The organism is Streptomyces radiopugnans, assembly GCF_900110735.1.
Lineage (GTDB): Bacteria > Actinomycetota > Actinomycetes > Streptomycetales > Streptomycetaceae > Streptomyces > Streptomyces radiopugnans.
This window is the reverse complement of the sequence record NZ_FOET01000003.1, coordinates 178,591-197,730: the sequence shown is the minus strand read 5'-3', so window position 1 is coordinate 197,730 and position 19,140 is coordinate 178,591. Positions and strand designations below refer to the sequence as shown.

General features: G+C 69.2%; 19 protein-coding genes. 10 read left to right on the top strand and 9 right to left on the bottom strand.

Annotated features, from left to right (window positions below; genetic code table 11):
- Positions 1–29: 29 nt before the first annotated feature.
- The 4 genes from sigM (at position 30) to trxA (ending at position 3,220) form a co-directional block, all read left to right on the top strand.
- Positions 30–761, top strand: a complete 732-nt coding sequence (sigM, locus tag BMY40_RS08360; RefSeq protein WP_093657785.1) for an RNA polymerase sigma factor SigM — start codon at positions 30–32, stop codon at positions 759–761.
- Complete coding sequence (locus BMY40_RS08355) at positions 758–1,726, top strand: anti-sigma factor family protein (RefSeq protein ID WP_245769947.1); 969 nt, start codon at positions 758–760, stop codon at positions 1,724–1,726. Before sigM ends, BMY40_RS08355 begins: the two co-directional genes overlap by 4 nt.
- A gap of 128 nt (positions 1,727–1,854) precedes the next feature.
- Positions 1,855–2,856, top strand: coding sequence for a thioredoxin-disulfide reductase (gene trxB / locus BMY40_RS08350; protein ID WP_093657141.1), 1,002 nt, complete (start codon positions 1,855–1,857; stop codon positions 2,854–2,856).
- A 34-nt stretch (positions 2,857–2,890) separates the two neighbouring features.
- Complete coding sequence (trxA, locus tag BMY40_RS08345) at positions 2,891–3,220, top strand: thioredoxin (RefSeq protein ID WP_093657781.1); 330 nt, start codon at positions 2,891–2,893, stop codon at positions 3,218–3,220.
- Positions 3,221–3,286: 66 nt separating this feature from the next.
- On the opposite strand, the gene BMY40_RS08340 is transcribed toward trxA, so the two are convergent.
- The 9 genes from BMY40_RS08340 to rpmH form a co-directional block, all read right to left on the bottom strand.
- Positions 3,287–3,904, bottom strand: a complete 618-nt coding sequence (locus BMY40_RS08340) for a GNAT family N-acetyltransferase (RefSeq protein ID WP_093657139.1) — start codon at positions 3,902–3,904, stop codon at positions 3,287–3,289.
- A gap of 65 nt (positions 3,905–3,969) precedes the next feature.
- A complete protein-coding gene (locus BMY40_RS08335; RefSeq protein WP_093657137.1) occupies positions 3,970–5,082 on the bottom strand; it encodes a ParB/RepB/Spo0J family partition protein in 1,113 nt (370 codons plus the stop codon).
- Positions 5,079–6,152: a ParA family protein gene (locus BMY40_RS08330; RefSeq protein ID WP_093657135.1), complete on the bottom strand. Its 1,074-nt coding sequence runs from the start codon at positions 6,150–6,152 to the stop codon at positions 5,079–5,081. Before BMY40_RS08330 ends, BMY40_RS08335 begins: the two co-directional genes overlap by 4 nt.
- Positions 6,153–6,402: 250 nt before the next feature.
- Positions 6,403–7,134, bottom strand: coding sequence for a 16S rRNA (guanine(527)-N(7))-methyltransferase RsmG (gene rsmG, locus BMY40_RS08325; RefSeq protein ID WP_093657133.1), 732 nt, complete (start codon positions 7,132–7,134; stop codon positions 6,403–6,405).
- Positions 7,131–7,628 carry a Jag family protein gene (locus BMY40_RS08320; RefSeq protein ID WP_093657131.1) on the bottom strand — a complete coding sequence of 166 codons (498 nt, stop codon included), beginning with the start codon at positions 7,626–7,628 and terminating at the stop codon, positions 7,131–7,133. The genes rsmG and BMY40_RS08320 overlap by 4 nt, the downstream gene beginning before the upstream one ends.
- An 11-nt stretch (positions 7,629–7,639) precedes the next feature.
- Positions 7,640–8,740 (bottom strand): membrane protein insertase YidC, encoded by a 1,101-nt coding sequence (gene yidC / locus BMY40_RS08315; protein ID WP_093657779.1) that lies wholly within the window; start codon positions 8,738–8,740, stop codon positions 7,640–7,642.
- 12 nt (positions 8,741–8,752) lie between these two features.
- Positions 8,753–9,040, bottom strand: a complete 288-nt coding sequence (yidD, locus tag BMY40_RS08310; RefSeq protein WP_093657129.1) for a membrane protein insertion efficiency factor YidD — start codon at positions 9,038–9,040, stop codon at positions 8,753–8,755.
- A complete protein-coding gene (gene rnpA / locus BMY40_RS08305) occupies positions 9,037–9,429 on the bottom strand; it encodes a ribonuclease P protein component (protein WP_093657127.1) in 393 nt (130 codons plus the stop codon). Before rnpA ends, yidD begins: the two co-directional genes overlap by 4 nt.
- Before the next feature lie 33 nt (positions 9,430–9,462).
- The gene (rpmH, locus tag BMY40_RS08300) at positions 9,463–9,600 is read right to left on the bottom strand and encodes a 50S ribosomal protein L34 (RefSeq protein ID WP_003956500.1); all 138 of its coding nucleotides are present in this window, start codon (positions 9,598–9,600) and stop codon (positions 9,463–9,465) included.
- 379 nt (positions 9,601–9,979) lie between these two features.
- On the opposite strand from rpmH, the gene dnaA reads away from it, so the two are divergent.
- From dnaA to gyrB, 6 genes are all read left to right on the top strand, one after another.
- Positions 9,980–11,809: a chromosomal replication initiator protein DnaA gene (gene dnaA, locus BMY40_RS08295; protein ID WP_093657125.1), complete on the top strand. Its 1,830-nt coding sequence runs from the start codon at positions 9,980–9,982 to the stop codon at positions 11,807–11,809.
- Between the two features lie 896 nt (positions 11,810–12,705).
- Positions 12,706–13,836 (top strand): DNA polymerase III subunit beta, encoded by a 1,131-nt coding sequence (gene dnaN / locus BMY40_RS08290; protein WP_093657123.1) that lies wholly within the window; start codon positions 12,706–12,708, stop codon positions 13,834–13,836.
- A 194-nt stretch (positions 13,837–14,030) separates the two neighbouring features.
- A complete protein-coding gene (gene gnd, locus BMY40_RS08285; RefSeq protein ID WP_093657121.1) occupies positions 14,031–14,966 on the top strand; it encodes a phosphogluconate dehydrogenase (NAD(+)-dependent, decarboxylating) in 936 nt (311 codons plus the stop codon).
- A 20-nt stretch (positions 14,967–14,986) separates the two neighbouring features.
- Positions 14,987–16,108, top strand: a complete 1,122-nt coding sequence (gene recF, locus BMY40_RS08280; RefSeq protein WP_093657119.1) for a DNA replication/repair protein RecF — start codon at positions 14,987–14,989, stop codon at positions 16,106–16,108.
- 41 nt (positions 16,109–16,149) lie between these two features.
- Positions 16,150–16,674 (top strand): DciA family protein, encoded by a 525-nt coding sequence (locus BMY40_RS08275; protein ID WP_093657777.1) that lies wholly within the window; start codon positions 16,150–16,152, stop codon positions 16,672–16,674.
- A 367-nt stretch (positions 16,675–17,041) separates the two neighbouring features.
- Positions 17,042–19,138, top strand: coding sequence for a DNA topoisomerase (ATP-hydrolyzing) subunit B (gyrB, locus tag BMY40_RS08270; RefSeq protein WP_093657117.1), 2,097 nt, complete (start codon positions 17,042–17,044; stop codon positions 19,136–19,138).
- Positions 19,139–19,140 lie beyond the last annotated feature (2 nt).

Below are 19,140 nucleotides of genomic sequence, written 5' to 3'. Positions count from 1 at the left end.
GAGGAGGGGATCGGCGGGTGGGCGACAAGGTGACGGGCAGCGCCGTCGACGACGCCGGGGGCACGAACGGTCCCGACGGTGCCGGCAGAGTCGACGACCGGGAACTCCTCGCTCGCCATGTCGCCGGCGATCCGCACGCTTTCGGTGAGATCGTACGCCGCCATCGCGACCGGCTCTGGGCCGTCGCCCTGCGTGTCCTGAGGGACCGGGAGGAAGCCGCCGACGCCGTCCAGGACGCCCTGGTCTCCGCCTACCGGAGTGCCCACACCTTCCAGGGCCGGTCCGCCGTCACCACCTGGCTGCACCGCATCACCGTGAACGCCTGCCTGGATCGCGCGCGCAAGGCGGCCAGTCGCCGTACCTCGCCCATCGCCGAACCCGAGCGCCTGGAACAGCTCCTGGAGCCGCACGAGTCCGCCGCCGTACCCGCCGAGCGCCAGGATCTCCACCGTCAGCTTATCGCCGCACTCTCCCAACTCCCACCGGAGCAGCGGGCGGCACTCGTCCTCGTCGATATGCAGGGCTACCCGGTCGCCGAAGCGGCCCGCATCCTCAACGTCGCCGTCGGAACCGTCAAGAGCCGCTGCGCCCGGGGCAGAGCCCGGCTGCTGCCGTTGGTCGGCCATCTACGCTCGGAGAGTCCGGCTGGAGGAAGCCGGGCGGGCACCGCTGGAAGGAACCGGACACAGGGGGCATCCGTCCCACCGGCAAGAGGGAAACCAGGCACCGGGGCCGTGAAGGGCGGAGGTGAGCACGCATGACGTCCATGTCTTCCGCGTCGTTCGGCGCTGATGGGCATCCCGAGGTCGATGAGATCTCCGACCTCACCGAAGGGCTGCTCTCCCCGGAACGCTCGGCCGACGTACGCGCCCATCTGTCAGGCTGCGCGCTGTGCGCGGACGTGCGGGCATCCCTGGAAGAGATCCGCGACATGCTGGGCACCCTTCCGGAACCAACTCCGATGCCATCCGATGTGGCAGGCCGCATCGACGCCGCCCTGGCCGCCGAGGCCCTGCTCAATGCCTCCAGCCCCTCCGACGGGGAAAGCCGGGGCGCTTCCCCCTCGACATCTCCGGTGGATACACCGAACTCTGTTTCACGTGAAACGATCCGCTCCGGCCGGCCCTCCGGCCGCTCTGCCGGTCGGCCCGCAGGCCGACCGCAGGGCACCAAGGGCCCAGGGAGGGCCGATGGCAGGCGACCGCGTCGCCGGCACACCGCTTTGCTCGGTACCGCGGGCGCTGCGGCCCTCCTCACCCTTGGCGCAGTCTTCCTGCCGGGACTCGGAGGAAGCTCATCCGGAGGCATGGACAAGAGCGCGGCCTCGGATGCGGGCGCGCAAGGCGACCGGAACGATCAGGCTCTGGAGGCCCGCGTACGGTCTCTGCTGGCCGACAGCAAGCCGGGGAAGCCGGAACAGGAGAGTCAGGGGACTCTGAAAGAGACGGACCCCGGATCTCCCGACTTCAGCCTCAAGGCGAGCCCCGGTTCCCCGAGCGCACCCGCGGCCACCATGCCGCAGTGCATCCGTGAGGGCGTCGACCGTGATGAGGTACCTCTGGCCGTTGGTATGAGCGAATACGAGGGGCGACAGGCGTACATCGTGGTCCTGCCGGACGAAGCCGACGGCTCCCAGGTGGACGCCTATGTGATCGACGCCGGCTGCGTCGGCAAGGTGCCCCCCACCCCCGGCACGGTGCTGACCATTCGCACCTACCCTCGCTGAGCGGTCCGCGCGCGCAATACCACGGCCGGGAATGCCTGGCTCCTAGGATTCGTTGGGTGGAGTAAGCCTCCCCGAGGCGATGCTCCAGACAGGCATCGGTAAACCCATCGGCAGACAAGGAAGACTCCGTGAGCGACGTCCGCAACGTGATCATCATCGGCTCCGGGCCGGCGGGGTACACCGCAGCGCTCTACACTGCCCGCGCCTCGCTGGATCCGCTGGTCTTCGAGGGCTCGGTGACCGCCGGCGGCGCGCTGATGAACACCACCGAGGTGGAGAACTTCCCCGGCTTCCGCGACGGCATCATGGGTCCGGATCTGATGGACAACATGCGCGCCCAGGCCGAGCGGTTCGGTGCCGAACTGGTCGCCGACGACATCGTCGCGGTCGACCTCGAGGGTGAGATCAAGACCGTGACCGACTCGGCCGGTACCGTGCACCGCGCCCGGACGGTCATCGTCGCCACGGGCTCGGCCCACCGCAAGCTCGGTCTGCCCAAGGAGGACGCGCTCTCGGGCCGTGGTGTGTCCTGGTGCGCCACCTGCGACGGGTTCTTCTTCCGCGGACAGCACATCGCGGTGGTCGGCGGCGGCGACACCGCCATGGAGGAGGCCACCTTCCTCTCGCGCTTCGCCGAGAAGGTCACCGTCATCCACCGCCGCGACACCCTGCGGGCGTCGAAGGCCATGCAGGAGCGGGCCTTCGCCGACGAGAAGATCGAGTTCGTCTGGAACAGCGAGGTCGCCGAGCTCCACGAGGACGGCGGCAAGCTGTCCGGGGTGACCCTGCGCGACACCGTCACCGGCGCCACCTCCCAGCTGCCGGTGACCGGGCTGTTCATCGCCATCGGCCACGACCCGCGCACCGAGCTGTTCCACGGCCAGCTCAACCTGGACGACGAGGGCTACCTGACCGTCGACGCGCCGAGCACCCGCACCAACATCCCCGGTGTCTTCGCCGCCGGCGACGTGGTCGACCACACCTACCGCCAGGCCATCACCGCCGCCGGCACCGGTTGCTCCGCCGCCCTGGACGCCGAGCGTTACCTGGCCGCCCTGGTCGACGCCCCCGAGAAGCACCGCGCCGAGCCCGAGAAGACCGACGAGGCCGCGGCCGCCGCCGCCCTCTGAGACCACCATCACCCCTACCCCGAGAAACAAGGAGATCGTTATGGCCACCGTGACCGCCACCGACGCCAACTTCGAGGAAGTCGTCCTCAAGAGCGACAAGCCGGTCCTGGTCGACTTCTGGGCGGCCTGGTGCGGTCCGTGCCGTCAGATCGCCCCGTCGCTGGAGGCGATCTCGGAGGAGCAGGCCGACAAGCTCACCATCGTCAAGCTCAACATCGACGAGAACCCGGCGACGGCCGCCAAGTACGGGATCATGTCCATCCCGACGATGAACGTCTACCAGGGCGGCGAGGTCGTGAAGACCATCGTCGGCGCCAAGCCCAAGGCCGCCATCGAGCGGGACCTGGCCGACTTCATCGGCTGACGTTCCACGTGGAACGGGCCCGCCCCATCTCGGGGCGGGCCCGTCGCCTTTCTGCCACTACGGAAATCACAACGGTCTGAGGGCGGGTTCCTTCTGCACAGCTCCCAGCAGTCGGTCGATCGCCAGTTCCACGTCCTGTTTCCAGGAGAGAGTCGTACGCAGCTCCAACCTCAGCCTGGGATAGGCGTAGTGCGGCCGGACCGTCTTGAAGCCCACAGCGAGAAGGTGATCCGCAGGGAGCAGACAGGCGGGCTCCTTCCAACGAGCGTCCCCGAACGCTTCGACCGCCTTGAATCCCCGCCTCAGTACATCCTTGGCCACGGTCTGCACCATCACCCGGCCCAGCCCTTGCCCCTGATACCCGGGCATCAGCCAGGCCGTGATCAGCTGTACCGCATCCGGCGAGACGGGACTGGTGGGGAAAGCCGTCGAGCGCGGCACATAAGCAGGCGGCGCGTACAGCACGAAGCCCACCGGTACATCATCGACATAGACGAGCCGTCCGCAGGAGCCCCACTCCAGCAGCACCGCCGATATCCAGGCTTCCTTCTCCAGATCGGGCCGGCCCGCCTTCACCGCGGCATCACCGCTGACCGGGTCGAGTTCCCAGAAGACACACCTGCGGCAACGCTTCGGCAGGTCCGGCAGGTTGTCCAGGGTGAGCGGAACGAGTTGACGCCCCATGGAGACATGGTATCCATGGGGCGTCGTACAGCGATGTTCTTGACCGTGTCCTCGGGTCCTCGAAATCACTCGCCGCTTTCGTCGTCCCCCTGGGTGAGCTGCTGCTCCAGGAGCTGGTTCTCACCAGGCGCGAACTGACTCAGAATCCTCTCCAGGTCCTCCATCGAGGCGAACTCGACGACGATCTTTCCCTTCTTCTGCCCAAGGTCCACCTTGACCCGGGTTTCGAAGCGGTCCGAGAGGCGGCTCGCCAGATGGTCCAGCGCGGGGGAGACCCGCTTGCCGGCCCGTGGCCCCCGAGCCCTGCTCTTTCCCTTCGGCTTGTTGTCCATCAGAGTCACGATCTCCTCGACCGCGCGCACCGACAGCCCTTCGGCCACGATGCGGTGGGCGAGACGGTCCTGCTCCTCGGAGTCCTCCACCGACAGCAGCGCGCGCGCGTGCCCTGCAGACAGCACCCCGGCCGCCACACGGCGCTGCACCGACGGTGAGAGACGCAGCAGCCGGAGTGTGTTGGAGACCTGAGGACGCGAACGCCCGATACGATCCGCCAGCTGGTCATGGGTGCAGTTGAAGTCCTTCAGCAGCTGGTCATAGGCAGCCGCTTCCTCCAGAGGATTCAGCTGCGCCCGGTGCAGATTCTCCAGCAGGGCATCCAGAAGGAGCTTCTCGTCCTCCGTGGCCCGGATGATCGCCGGAATCCGCTCCAGACCCGCTTCCCGGCAGGCCCGCCAGCGCCGCTCCCCCATGATGAGCTCATACTGCTCCGGGCCGGTCTGCCGAACGACCACCGGTTGCAGAAGGCCCACTTCCTGGATGGAGGTCACCAGCTCCGCCAGAGCGTCCTCATCGAACACCTCACGCGGCTGCCGAGGGTTGGGGGTGATTGCGTCAACCGGCACCTCGGCGAAGTGGGCCCCTGCCGCCTCACCGCCCACAGCGCCGTCCATGGCTTCGGTTTCACGTGAAACACCGCTGCCGTGCTGCCCATCACCATCGGGCAGGTTGGTCACCTTGGCCGCCGCCACACCACGCCCCGGGGTCAGCACCGGAACAGCGGTCGGCGAAAGCGCGCCGTTCTCTCCCACCACCGGGCTGACACTGTCGTCCGGTCCCGTCGGCGCCGCGGGAATCAGCGCGCCGAGCCCTCGACCCAGGCCTCTACGTCGTTCCGTCACTGAGTCCCCTCCACCATGTGCTGTTCCTGCTGCTTGTCGGCGCCTCGCAGCGCGATCTCCCGGGCCGCCTCCAGATAGGAGAGCGAACCGCTGGAACTCGGATCGTAAGTGAGCACCGTCTGCCCGTAGCTGGGCGCCTCCGAGATGCGCACCGACCGCGGGATATTGGTCCGCAGGACCTCCTTGCCGAAGTGTCCTCGCACCTCCTCCGCTACCTGAGAGGCCAGCCGAGTACGGCCGTCGTACATCGTCAGCAGAATCGTCGAGACATGGAGCTTGGGGTTGAGGTGCCCCTTCACCAACTCGACGTTCCGCAGAAGCTGCCCCAGCCCTTCGAGCGCGTAGTACTCGCACTGGATCGGGATGACCACCTCCGCGCCGGCGACCAGCGCATTGACGGTCAGCAGACCGAGCGAGGGGGGACAGTCGATGAAGATGTAGTCCAGTGGCTGCTCGTAAGCGGAGATCGCCTTGTGCAGACGGCTCTCTCTCGCCACCAGCGATACCAGCTCGATCTCCGCACCGGCGAGATCGATCGTGGCCGGGGCACAGAAGAGTCCCTCCACCTCCCGTACCGGCTGGACGACGTCGGAGAGCGGCTTGCTGTCCACCAGAACGTCGTAGATCGACGGCACCTCGGCGTGGTGGTCTATCCCCAGGGCAGTAGACGCGTTGCCCTGCGGGTCCAGGTCGATCACCAGCACCCGGGCGCCATGGAGGGCCAGGGAAGCGGCGAGGTTGACCGTGGTCGTGGTCTTGCCCACCCCGCCCTTCTGGTTGGCGACCACCATCACCCGGGTCTCCTCGGGCCTGGGGAGGCCCTCACCGGCACGGTTCATCGCCTCGACCGCCTGCTGAGCGGCACGGCCGACGGGGGCGGAGACATCCCCTTCGTACCGGGGGGAGGCGTCCATCGGAGGCGGTGTCTCACTCATCGTTTCACGTGAAACATCCGCCGTTTCAGAACGGGGACCCGGGACCGGATCGGTCATCGGTCCCGCGATATGGCCGTCGGACCGCAACGGTTCACTCTCCTCGACGTCAGGCTCGCAATGAGAAGAGCCTGCCATGCTCTCCCGGTCGGGAACCAGCGAGCCCCGCTCACCTGTGGATGAATCCACCTCTGAGCGGGGCTCGGATGGGTCTGACGCGTCAGCCGCGCGCCCTCGACGGATGAATCCATGCAGAAAGCGACGTTTCACGGGAAGCACGATGCATCCACGCCCGCTCTCGGCCGTGACGACACTCCGCATGACCTGCCTTTGGCGACTCTACGGAGTAACGGAACTCCTCATAGGAGGCACCGCCGACCTCCGGGAATCACCGTCGGCGGCGTGCGCTCCGCGAGCGTCCCGTCCTGGCGGCCTTCGCCCTCTTGGCCGCGAAGCGCACCCCGCCCGGACTCTCACCGACCTCGACGCGCACCACGGTGGCCGCCGGCTCCACCAGACCCTCACCGATACGGAGCACCGAGGAGTCCACCGCGCCGAGCTTCTGAAGCGCGGACCGCGCCGCCTTCAGCTCCTCCTCGGCCGTGTCCCCCTTGAGGGCCAGCATCTCGCCGTACGGCCTCAGCAGCGGTACGCCCCAGCCGGCGAGCCGGTCCAGTGGAGCCACGGCGCGGGCCGTCACCACATGCACCGGAGGGAGCGAGCCCAGAACCTCCTCGGCCCGGCCCCGCACCACCGACACATGGTCCAGTCCCAGCAGCTCGACGATCTCCTGGAGGAAGGTCGTACGCCGCAGCAGCGGCTCCAGCAGCGTGATCTTCAGGTCCTGCCGGACCAGTGCGAGCGGAACACCCGGCAGGCCGGCGCCGGAGCCGACGTCGCAGACCGTCACTCCGTCGGGCACGACCTCGGAGAGCACCGCGCAGTTCAGCAGATGGCGCTCCCACAGCCGGGGCACCTCGCGCGGTCCGATCAACCCGCGCTTGACCCCGATCTCCGCCAGCAGTTCCGCGTACCGGACGGCGTCGTCGAAGCGGTCACCGAAAACCTCCCGCGCCACCTCGGGCGCGGGAGGAAGGGGCGACGACACGGCGTCCGTCACGGCAGCACGACCACGCAGCGCTGCGGCTCCTCGCCCTCGGACTCGCTGCGCAGCCCCGCCGCGGCCACCGCGTCGTGCACCACCTTGCGTTCGAAGGGCGTCATCGGCTTCAGCTTCACCGGCTCGCCGGTGCGCTGCACCTCCTTGGCGGCCTTGGTGCCCAGCGCCGACAGCTCCTCGCGCTTGCGGGCCCGGTAACCGGCGATGTCCAGCATCAGCCGGCTGCGGTCACCGGTCTCGCGGTGCACCGCGAGTCGCGTCAGCTCCTGCAGGGCCTCCAGCACCTCGCCGTCCCGGCCTACGAGCTTCTGCAGGTCCCGGCTGTCACCGTCGCTGATGATCGACACGGCGGCACGGTCGCCCTCGACGTCCATGTCGATGTCACCGTCGAGATCCGCGATGTCGAGGAGCCCCTCGAGATAGTCGGCCGCGATCTCACCCTCCTGCTCAAGGCGGGTCAGGGTGTCGGTGCCCTCTGCGGTCGTGTCCGTCACGAGTGGACTCCTTACTTCTTGGACGGGTGCTTGGGACGCTGCGAGCCCTTGCGCTGCCCGGGCTTCTTCTTGGACTGCTGCCCGGGCCGCGCCGGCGAGGAGTCCTCGGAGGCCTCCTTGCTCAGCGAGGTCTTCTGCCCGGCCGCCTTCTTCGCCTTGGCGTCCGCCTCCGCCTGGGCCGCGGCGGCCTGGCGCTGTGCCTTGGTCATGCGCTTGGGCTGCTGGCGGTTGGCCCGGGCGGCCTCGACGGCCTTCTTGGCCTCGACCTCCGCCGGGTCCTCCTTGAGCTTGCCCTTCGCCCGCAGCTTCTCCTGACGCTGCTTGTAGGCCAGCGATCCCGGCGTCGGGTTGCGCTTGATGATGTACATCTGCTGCCCGAGGGTCCACACGTTGGTGGTCAGCCAGTAGACGAGGACACCGACGGGGAAGTTGATGCCGAAGACGGCGAAGATGATCGGGAAGACGTACATCAGCATCTTCTGCTGCTGCATGAACGGCGTCTTCACCGTCAGGTCGACGTTCTTGGTCATCAGCTGGCGCTGCGTGTAGAACTGCGACGCCGACATCAGCAGGATCATGATGACCGTGACCACACGCACGTCGGTCAGCGTGGCGTGCAGCGCCTCGACCTTCTCGGCGCTGTCCATGAACCGGGCCGCGATCGGGGCACCGAAGATGCTCGCGTTACGGGCGCTGTCCACCAGCCCCGCGTCCATGACACCGACCGGCTGGTTGTTCGCGATCTTGTTCAGCACCTGGTAGAGCGCCAGGAAGAACGGCGACTGCGCGAGAATCGGAAGGCAGCTGGAGAGCGGGTTGGTACCCGTCTCCTTGTACAGCTTCATCATCTCTTCCGACTGGCGCTGCCGGTCGTTCTTGTAGCGCTCCTGGATCGCCTTCATCTTCGGCTGGATCGCCTGCATGTTCCGCGTCGCCTTGATCTGCTTCACGAAGAGCGGGATCAGGGCGATGCGGATCACGATCACCAGCGAGACGATGGACAGACCCCAGGCCCAACCGCTGTCCTCGTCGAACGCGAGGCTGTACAGCTTGTGGAACTGGACGATGATCCAGGAAACAGCGGTATACAGAGGACCGAGGATCGTGTCGATCGTGTCCACGAGTCAGGCTCCTTGGGCATTGGACTGGGACCGGTGCTGCCAGCGGTCACGCATCCGCTGGTGCCAGACCGGATGCTTCCGGGCGGGAACGTGGTCGACCCCACCGGGCGACCACGGATTGCAGCGCAGAATGCGCCAGGCGGTCAGCGCCGTCCCCTTCACCGCGCCGTGCCGTCGGATGGCTTCGTAGCCGTAGTGCGAACACGACGGGTAGTACCGGCACACCGGGCCGAGCAGCGGGCTGATGGTCCACTGGTACAACTTGATCAACCACAGCAGCGGGTATTTCACGACGGGCCTCCAAGCAGCCGCTGCAGTGCGGTGTCCAGATCGCGGGCCAGCCTGTCGTGGTCCGCCTCGCCCGCACCGGGCAGCGCCCGTATGACCATCAGGCTACCGGGCGGCAGAACGTCGAGCCTCTGCCGGACCAGATGACGCAGTCGCCGCTTCACACGGTTGCGAACCACCGCGTTGCCCACTGCCTTGCTCACGACGAAACCCGCACGCGCCGGGGGAACGACTCCCTCGGCGGCGTGCGGGTCCGTACGTTCCCCGGATTCGCTCCGGGGCGACGCCCTGCGCAGATGGACGACGAGGAACGGGCGTCCGGCCCGGCGTCCTCGGCGTACCGCGGCCGCGAAATCCTCGCGCCGCCTCAGCCGGTTCTCGGTGGGCAGCACGTCACGAATCCGCGGTCTGACTTACCGGGTCGGTCAGGCCGACAGACGGGCGCGGCCCTTGCTGCGGCGGGACGCGAGGATCGCGCGGCCGGCACGGGTCCGCATGCGCAGCCGGAAACCGTGGGTCTTCGCACGGCGGCGGTTGTTCGGCTGGAAGGTGCGCTTGCTCACTCGGGGCTCCAGGAATGCTTGTGTCTCGTACGAGACGTGTGGGGCGCCGACTGGCTGTCACCGTGCGCCCACGAGTAGCTCGCAACGCCCGAGTGCACCGCTTCTATGATCACCAGGATCTTGCCCATCGGAGGCAGGCGGCAGCAGCCATCGACAACTCGACCTGGTTACGGTACGCGCGCCCGCACCATCAGGTCAAACCAGGGCCGGCCGGGGGGTTCTGTACACAGCCTGTGGACAACGACTTGAACCACGCACGCCGCGCTGACTACCGTGGCCGAACTTCCGTTTCCTCCCGACCGTCCCAAGCACCACACATGGGTGGGACTGTCGAAGCCCGAACGAACCCACCCAGCGAGTGAGTGAGAGAGCGTGCCCTGTGGCTGACCTACCTGCCGATCTTGCCGCAGTGTGGCCACGCGTGCTGGAACACCTCCTCGCCGACGGCCAGGGAGTGGAGGCCAAGGACCAGCGGTGGCTCAAAGACTGCCAGCCCCTGGTGCTGGTCTCCGGCACCGCCCTGCTCGGCGTGCCCAACGAGTACGCGAAGGGCGTGCTGGAGGGACGGCTCTCCCCGCTGATCACCGACGCGCTCAGCCGCGAGTGCCAGCAGCCGATCCGTCTGGCGATCACCGTCACGGGGCCGGTCCCCGAGCCCCAGGCCCCGGCGCCTCCCGCTCCGCCGGCCTCCCCGGAGCCGCCGCAGCACCGCCGGCCGGCACCGCACCAGCAGCCGCCGCTGCACTTCGACGAACCGCACTACGACGCTCCGCAGCACGGCGGCCGGCACGCCCGGCAGCACGGCCCCCAGCACGGTGGCCCCCAGCACGAGGACCGGCAGCAGGAACTCGAGCTGCCCAGCGCACGGCCGGCGTACCCGGACTATCCGCACGCCCCCCAGCAGCACCAGCAGCACCAGCCGGGTGCCTGGCCCCGTCCCCAGGACCCCGACGCCTGGCAGCCGCCGCGCGACCCGTACCAGTCGCAGAGCCCGTCGTACGAGCCGCCCTCCTACGACGGCCGGCACCGCGCCTCCCCCTACGACCAGCCGCCGGTGCCGCGCTACGACGGCGCCCGGGGCACCGGCCGCCCCGACCCCCAGCACCTGCCCGCGCCCAGCGGCGCACCCGGCCCGCTCGCCGCGCAGCCCGCGCCGGCGACCGGCCCCGGTGAGCCGACGGCCCGGCTGAACCCGAAGTACCTCTTCGACACCTTCGTCATCGGCGCCTCCAACCGCTTCGCGCACGCCGCGGCGGTGGCCGTGGCCGAGGCTCCGGCCAAGGCGTACAACCCGCTGTTCATCTACGGCGAGTCCGGGCTGGGCAAGACGCACCTGCTGCACGCCATCGGGCACTACGCCCGCAGCCTCTACCCGGGCACCCGGGTGCGGTACGTGAGCTCGGAGGAGTTCACCAACGAGTTCATCAACTCCATCCGCGACGGCAAGGCGGACGCGTTCCGCAAGCGCTACCGCGACATGGACATCCTGCTGGTCGACGACATCCAGTTCCTGGCGAGCAAGGAGTCGACCCAGGAGGAGTTCTTCCACACCTTCAACACCCTCCACAACGCCAACAAGCAGATCGTGCTCTCCTCCGACCGGCCGCCCAAGCAGCTGGTCACCCTGGAGGACCGGCTGCGCAACCGCTTCGAGTGGGGGCTGATCACCGACGTCCAGCCGCCGGAGCTGGAGACGCGCATCGCGATCCTGCGGAAGAAGGCCGTCCAGGAGCAGCTGAACGCCCCGCCGGAGGTGCTGGAGTTCATCGCCTCGCGGATCTCGCGCAACATCCGCGAGCTGGAGGGCGCGCTGATCCGGGTCACGGCCTTCGCCAGCCTCAACCGGCAGCCGGTCGACCTGGGCCTGACGGAGATCGTCCTCAAGGACCTCATCCCCGGCGGCGAGGACGCCGCCCCGGAGATCACCGCGGCCAACATCATGGCGTCGACGGCCGACTACTTCGGGCTGACGGTGGACGACCTGTGCGGCTCCTCGCGCAGCCGTGTCCTGGTCACCGCCCGGCAGATCGCCATGTACCTGTGCCGCGAGCTGACCGATCTGTCGCTGCCGAAGATCGGCGCCCAGTTCGGCGGCCGGGACCACACCACCGTCATGCACGCCGACCGCAAGATCCGCGCGCTGATGGCCGAGCGGCGGTCCATCTACAACCAGGTCACCGAGCTGACCAACCGCATCAAGAACGCCTGACGCCGCTGCGGCCGGCGCCGGCCGGGCACAGCGTCCCCGGCGCCGGCCGCACAGGCCACGCCGGTCGCACAGGCCGCAAGCAGGCCCACAGCAGGCCGCACGGACAGCGAGAAGCCCCCGGGGGACGGCTCCCGGGGGCTTCTCGCTGTTCGAATCCCCGGCCCGGAAGAAGAGTGATCCACAGATTCACCGACTTTCCTCCGTCCACACTCTGGGGACCATCGGGTTGTCCCGATAGCGTCCACAGGCACACCGCTTGATGATCGAATGGGCCTGGTCAGGTGCCTGGGGATCTGTGGTCAGAAGTTTTCCACAGGCTGTGGATCGCGATTCCGCCCACAAGCGGCAGATCGGATTGTCCACCGCCCGCCCACAGCCCCGGCCGCGTTGTGCACAGCTTTCACCAGCTTCTCCACAGGGCTGTCCACTGTTCGACAACATGGCGCGCGATGTCACCGGTCCGTGTGAAAGGCGTCACACGGAGGGGCTGGGTTGGGCTGTTGAGAAGGTGGGTAAAACTGTGGGCGGCCCTGGGGAGAAGTCCCGGACCGCTGTGCACGGGATGTGCAGAACTTTCCGGCGTCCACAGGAGCCCCCTCTCCGTCCACGTCCCCACCCACAGGGCCGGTGGACAAAACTTCCGGCCTGACCTGCGTGGATCGAGTTATCCCCGGTTTCCACAGGCCCTACTACTACGACCACGGAGATAAAGAGCGGACTTCGATCGGAAACGGGCCCTGTGCACAACTCGGCCCGACCGCGCTCCGAGTCCCTCCCGGCGACTTGACCCCGACCCGCCCCGGCTGTCAGCCGGGTGCGTCAGACTGGTCCCCGGCGACAAGCCGACGACGAAGACCAGCAAGGCGAGCAGCCAGCAACAGCGGGAGGCGGCTTAAGTGAAGATCCGGGTGGAGCGCGACGTCCTCGCGGAGGCGGTGGCCTGGGCCGCCCGCAGCCTGCCGGCCCGGCCCCCGGTGCCGGTCCTCGCGGGGCTGCTGCTGAAGGCCGAGGAGGGCTCGCTGAGCCTGTCCGGTTTCGACTACGAGGTCTCGGCGCGGGTCTCGGTGGAGGCCGACGTGGAGGAGGACGGGACGGTCCTCGTCTCCGGCCGCCTGCTGGCCGACATCTCGCGGGCCCTCCCCAACCGCCCGGTGGAGATTTCCACAGACGGTGTACGGGTGAGCGTCGTCTGCGGATCCTCGCGGTTCACACTCCACACACTGCCTGTGGAGGAGTACCCGGCGCTTCCCCAGATGCCGAGCGCGACCGGCACGGTCCCCGGCGAGGTCTTCGCCGCCGCCGCGGCCCAGGTCGCCATCGCGGCCGGACGCGACGACACCCTGCCGGTGCTCACCGGCGTGCGGATCGAGATCGAGGGCGACACGGTCACCCTGGCGTCCACCGACCGCTACCGCTTCGCCGTCCGCGAGTTCCTGTGGAAGCCGGAGACGCCGGACGCCTCCGCGGTGGCCCTGGTCCCGGCCAAGACGCTGCTGGACACGGCGAAGTCCCTCAGCGGCGGTGACAACGTGACGCTGGCGCTGTCGGGCTCCGGCGCGGGCGAGGGCCTGATCGGCTTCGAGGGCAACGGACGGCGGACCACGACGCGGCTGCTCGAGGGCGACCTGCCGAAGTACCGCACGCTCTTCCCGACGGAGTTCAACTCGGTCGCGGTGATCGAGACGGCCCCCTTCGTGGAGGCGGTCAAGCGCGTGTCCCTGGTGGCCGAGCGGAACACCCCGGTGCGGCTCACCTTCGAGCAGGGCGTCCTGATCCTGGAGGCGGGATCCAGCGACGACGCACAGGCCGTGGAGCGGGTGGACGCCCAGCTGGAGGGCGACGACATCTCGATCGCCTTCAACCCCGGTTTCCTGCTGGAGGGCCTGAGCGCCATCGACGCCCCGGTCGCGCAGCTGTCCTTCACCACCTCGACCAAGCCCGCGCTGCTGAGCGGCAAGCCGGCGATGGACGCGGAGGCGGACGAGGCGTACAAGTACCTGATCATGCCGGTGCGGCTGTCGGGCTGAGGCCGGGTGCGCGAGGGTCGCCCCCCACGGACCGCGGTGTGCCGGTGCGGCTGCCGGGCCGGGGCCGCCGGGGCGGTTTCCGGTCTCCGTCCGCGCGCATACGAGCGGAGTGTGCCCGCAGTTGTGCGCCGCCCCCTCCGTCGTAGGCTCGTACCCGGGTACGCAACACCAGGACACCGAAGAAAGGCCCCCTGATGGAGCTCGGTCTCGTCGGTCTCGGCAAGATGGGCGGCAACATGCGCGAGCGCATCCGCCGCGCAGGCCACACCGTCGTCGGATTCGACCGCAACCCGGACCTCGCCGACGTCCACAGCCTCGAGGAGCTCGTGGACTCGCTGAAGGCTCCGCGGGTGGTGTGGGTCATGGTCCCGGCCGGCGGCCCGACGCAGTCGACCATCGACGCGCTGGGCGAGTTGCTCTCCCCCGGCGACGTGGTCGTGGACGGGGGGAACTCCCGCTGGACGGACGACGAGCGGCACGCCGAGGAGCTGGCGGCCAAGGGCATCGGCTTCGTGGACTGCGGCGTCTCCGGCGGTGTGTGGGGCCTGGAGAACGGCTACGCGCTGATGTACGGCGGTGACGCCGAGCACGTCGCGAAGGTGCAGCCGGTCTTCGACGCCCTCAAGCCGGAGGGCGAGTTCGGCTCCGTGCACGCCGGCCGGGTGGGCGCGGGCCACTTCGCGAAGATGGTCCACAACGGCATCGAGTACGCGATGATGCAGGCCTTCGCCGAGGGCTGGGAGCTGCTGGAGGCGGCCGAGGCCGTCACCGACGTCCGCGAGGTCTTCCGCTCCTGGCAGGAGGGCACCGTCATCCGCTCCTGGCTGCTGGACCTGGCCGTCCGCGCGCTGGACGACGACGAGCACCTGGAAGCGCTGCGCGGCTACGCGGCCGACTCCGGCGAGGGCCGGTGGACGGTGGAGGCGGCGATCGACCACGCCGTGCCGCTGCCCGCGATCACCGCGTCGCTGTTCGCCCGCTTCTCCTCGCGCCAGGACGACTCCCCCCAGATGAAGATGATCGCCGCGCTGCGCAACCAGTTCGGCGGCCACGCGGTGACCGCCGCGGCCGGCGCCGAGAAGGGCGCCGACGCGCCGGGCGCGGACGTCGACCCGCCCGTCGGCGGCTGACCGGCCCCGAAGCGGATCCGATGCACGTCACGCATCTGTCGCTGGCCGACTTCCGGTCCTACGCCCGGATCGAGGTTCCGCTCGATCCGGGCGTCACCGCTTTCGTCGGTCCGAACGGCCAGGGCAAGACCAATCTCGTCGAGGCGGTCGGCTATCTCGCGACGTTGGGCAGCCACCGGGTCTCGTCCGACGCGCCGCTGGTGCGGCAGGGCGCCGACCGCGCGGTGGTGCGGGCGGTGGTGCGGCAGGGGGAGCGGCAGCAGCTGGTGGAGCTGGAGCTGAACCCGGGGCGGGCCAACCGGGCGCGGATCAACCGCTCCTCGCAGGTCAGGCCGAGGGATGTGCTGGGCATCGTGCGCACGGTGCTGTTCGCCCCGGAGGACCTGGCGCTGGTGAAGGGCGACCCCGGGGAGCGCCGCCGTTTCCTGGACGAGCTGGTGACGGCGCGCTCGCCGCGGATGGCGGGGGTGCGGTCGGACTACGACCGGGTGCTCAGGCAGCGCAACACCCTGCTGAAGACGGCGGCGATGGCACGCCGGCACGGCGGGGGCTCCGGCGGCGGGGCGCTGTCCACCCTGGATGTGTGGGACCAGCATCTGGCCCGTGCCGGGGCGGAGTTGCTGGCGCACCGGATGTCGCTGGTGGCGGCGCTGGGTCCGCTGGCGGACAAGGCGTACGAGCGGCTGGCCCCGGGCGGCGGGCCGGTGGTGCTGGAGTACCGCTCGCCGGTGGAGGGCGGTACGCGCGAGGAGCTGTACGAGGGACTGCTGGCCGAGCTGTCCCGGGCACGCCGCCAGGAGATCGAGCGCGGTGTGACGCTGGTGGGTCCGCACCGTGACGATCTCGTGCTGAGGCTGGGGGAATTGCCGGCCAAGGGGTACGCGAGCCACGGGGAGTCGTGGTCGTATGCGCTGGCGCTGCGGCTGGCGTCGTACGACCTGCTGCGAGGTGAGGGCAACGAGCCGGTGCTGGTCCTCGACGACGTCTTCGCCGAGCTGGACGCCAGGCGGCGGGAGCGGCTGGCGGAGCTGGTGGCGCACGGTGAGCAGGTGCTGGTGACGGCGGCGGTGGAGGAGGACGTCCCCGAGCTGCTGGCGGGGGCGCGGTACGCGGTCGGCGGTGGGGAGGTGACCCGGCTGTGAGGCGGGAGGATCTTCCGGACGGACCGGCGGGTTCCGCGGAGGTGCGGATTCCGGGGCCGGCGGCCGAGCCGTCGGGCGTCGATCTGGCCAGGGTGGCGCTGCGGGCGGCCCGGGAGCAGGCGCGGGCGCGCGGCAGTGCGGCGCGGCAGAAGCGGCAGGCGCGCACCGAAGGCGGTCTGCGGTCGGGGGCGCGGCGGGACGGCCGTGATCCGCTGCCGCTGGGGGCGGCGATCGAGCGGCTGAAGACCGAGCGCGGCTGGGAGATGCCGATGGCGGTCGGCGGTGTGATGGGCCGCTGGCCGGAGTTGGTGGGTCCGGAGCTGGCGCGGCACTGCGTACCGCAGTCCTACGACGAGCAGGCGCGGGTGCTGTCGGTGCGCTGCGACTCGACGGCGTGGGCGACGCAGGTGCGGCTGCTGGCTCCGCAGCTCGTGGCGCGGCTGAACGCCGATCTCGGGCAGGGGACGGTGAAGTCGATCAGGGTGCGGGGGCCGGAGGCGCCGGACACCCGGCACGGTCCGCTGCGTGCGCCGGGTAGCCGGGGACCGGGTGACACCTACGGCTGACGAGACCGTTCCGGGCCCGTGGACAGGCCTCTGACCGGCCCGGATCCCCGGCTCGGGAAGAGGGGTGGAACACCTCGTTCCGTGAGTGCGCTCACAGTGACGGTCCATTGACATGCCGAGGCGCTGAGGGCCCTCGTGAGCGTCCTGGGGGGCCGGTCCGCATATGGGGAGTCGGCGGATGCCGGTTCAGGGCGGCACATGCGGCCCCAGGTACCGGCAAACCCCCATCGATGTCAGTGGTACCGGTAGACTGGAGGCACACCCGCCTTACTGCGGAACATGTCGAACGACGCAGCCGCTCCTGCCGTGCGGACAGGGTCTCCGGGAGGTCTCCCGGGCTCTTCCCTCCGGTCGCAGGGGAAGGCTTGTGCTGTGCCAGAAAGGGCGCTTCGTGGCCGATTCCGGCAACTCCAACGAAACCATCCCCGTTTCCGGCGGGGAGTCCCCTGTCCCGTCCGCGACCCCGCCCGTCTCCGGAGCCGGTGGCGGTGAGCCGTCGTACGACGCCAGTGCGATCACGGTCCTGGAGGGCCTGGACGCGGTCCGCAAGCGGCCCGGCATGTACATCGGTTCCACCGGTGAGCGCGGCCTCCACCACCTCGTGCAGGAAGTGGTGGACAACTCCGTCGACGAGGCGCTGGCCGGCCACGCGGACACCATCGACGTGACGCTGCTGGCCGACGGCGGCGTCCGGGTCGTGGACAACGGCCGTGGCATCCCGGTGGGCATCGTGCCCTCCGAGGGCAAGCCGGCCGTCGAGGTCGTGCTGACGGTGCTGCACGCGGGCGGCAAGTTCGGCGGCGGCGGCTACGCGGTCTCCGGCGGTCTGCACGGTGTGGGCGTCTCGGTGGTCAACGCGCTGTCCACCAAGGTCTCGGTCGAGGTGAAGACCGACGGCTACCGCTGGACGCAGGACTACAAGATGGGCGTGCCCACCGCTCCCCTCCAGCGGCACGAGGCCACCGACGAGACCGGTACGACGGTCTCGTTCTGGGCCGACGGCGACATCTTCGACACCACCGACTACTCCTTCGAGACGCTCTCGCGGCGCTTCCAGGAGATGGCCTTCCTCAACCGCGGTCTGACGATCACCCTGACCGACGAGCGGGCGGCGGCCAAGCAGACGGCCGGCGCCGACACCGCGGACACCTCCGAGGACGACAAGCCGCGCCACGTCCGCTACCACTACGAGGGCGGCATCTCGGACTTCGTCCGCCACCTCAACTCCCGCAAGGGCGAGCCCGTCCACCCCTCGGTGATCGACATCGAGGCGGAGGACAAGGAGCGCAAGATCTCGGTGGAGATCGCGATGCAGTGGAACACCCAGTACACCGAGGGTGTCTACAGCTTCGCGAACACCATCCACACCCACGAGGGCGGCACCCACGAGGAGGGCTTCCGCGCCGCGCTGACCGGTCTGGTCAACCGCTACGCCCGCGACAAGAAGCTGCTGCGCGAGAAGGACGACAACCTCACGGGCGAGGACATCCGCGAGGGTCTGACGGCGATCATCTCGGTGAAGCTGGGCGAGCCGCAGTTCGAGGGCCAGACGAAGACGAAGCTGGGCAACACCGAGGCCAAGACCTTCGTCCAGAAGATCGTCCACGAGCACTTCGGCGACTGGCTGGACCGCAACCCCAACGAGGCCGCCGACATCATCCGCAAGGGCATCCAGGCGGCCACCGCGCGCGTGGCGGCCCGCAAGGCGAGGGACCTCACCCGCCGCAAGGGCCTGCTGGAGACGGCTTCGCTGCCGGGCAAGCTGAGCGACTGCCAGTCCAACGACCCGGCCAAGTGCGAGATCTTCATCGTCGAGGGCGACTCCGCGGGCGGCAGCGCCAAGTCCGGCCGCAATCCGCAGTACCAGGCCATCCTGCCGATCCGCGGCAAGATCCTGAATGTGGAGAAGGCGCGGATCGACAAGGTCCTGCAGAACCAGGAGGTCCAGGCGCTGATCTCGGCCTTCGGCACCGGGATCCACGAGGACTTCGACATCGCCAAGCTTCGCTACCACAAGATCATCCTGATGGCCGACGCCGACGTCGACGGCCAGCACATCAACACCCTGCTGCTGACGCTGCTGTTCCGCTTCATGCGGCCGCTGGTCGAGGCCGGCCACGTCTACCTGTCCCAGCCGCCGCTCTACAAGATCAAGTGGTCGCGCGACGAGTTCGAGTACGCGTACTCCGACCGCGAGCGCGACAGCCTGATCCGCCTGGGCCGCGAACAGGGCAAGCGCATCAGGGACGACTCGGTCCAGCGCTTCAAGGGTCTGGGCGAGATGAACGCCGAGGAACTGCGCGTCACCACCATGGACCAGGCCCACCGGGTGCTGCGCCAGGTGACGCTGGACGACGCGGCCGCCGCCGACGACCTGTTCTCGATCCTGATGGGCGAGGACGTGGAGGCGCGGCGCTCGTTCATCCAGCGCAACGCCAAGGACGTCCGCTTCCTCGACATCTGAGT

What these genes read in the sequence shown, in the direction of transcription:
- BMY40_RS08355 (WP_245769947.1), top strand. Translation starts at nt 758, where the DNA reads ATGACGTCCATGTCTTCCGCGTCGTTCGGCGCTGATGGGCATCCCGAG.
- BMY40_RS08340 (WP_093657139.1), bottom strand. Translation starts at nt 3,904, where the DNA reads ATGGGGCGTCAACTCGTTCCGCTCACCCTGGACAACCTGCCGGACCTG.
- BMY40_RS08330 (WP_093657135.1), bottom strand. Translation starts at nt 6,152, where the DNA reads ATGGCAGGCTCTTCTCATTGCGAGCCTGACGTCGAGGAGAGTGAACCG.
- recF (WP_093657119.1), top strand. Translation starts at nt 14,987, where the DNA reads ATGCACGTCACGCATCTGTCGCTGGCCGACTTCCGGTCCTACGCCCGG.
- gnd (WP_093657121.1), top strand. Translation starts at nt 14,031, where the DNA reads ATGGAGCTCGGTCTCGTCGGTCTCGGCAAGATGGGCGGCAACATGCGC.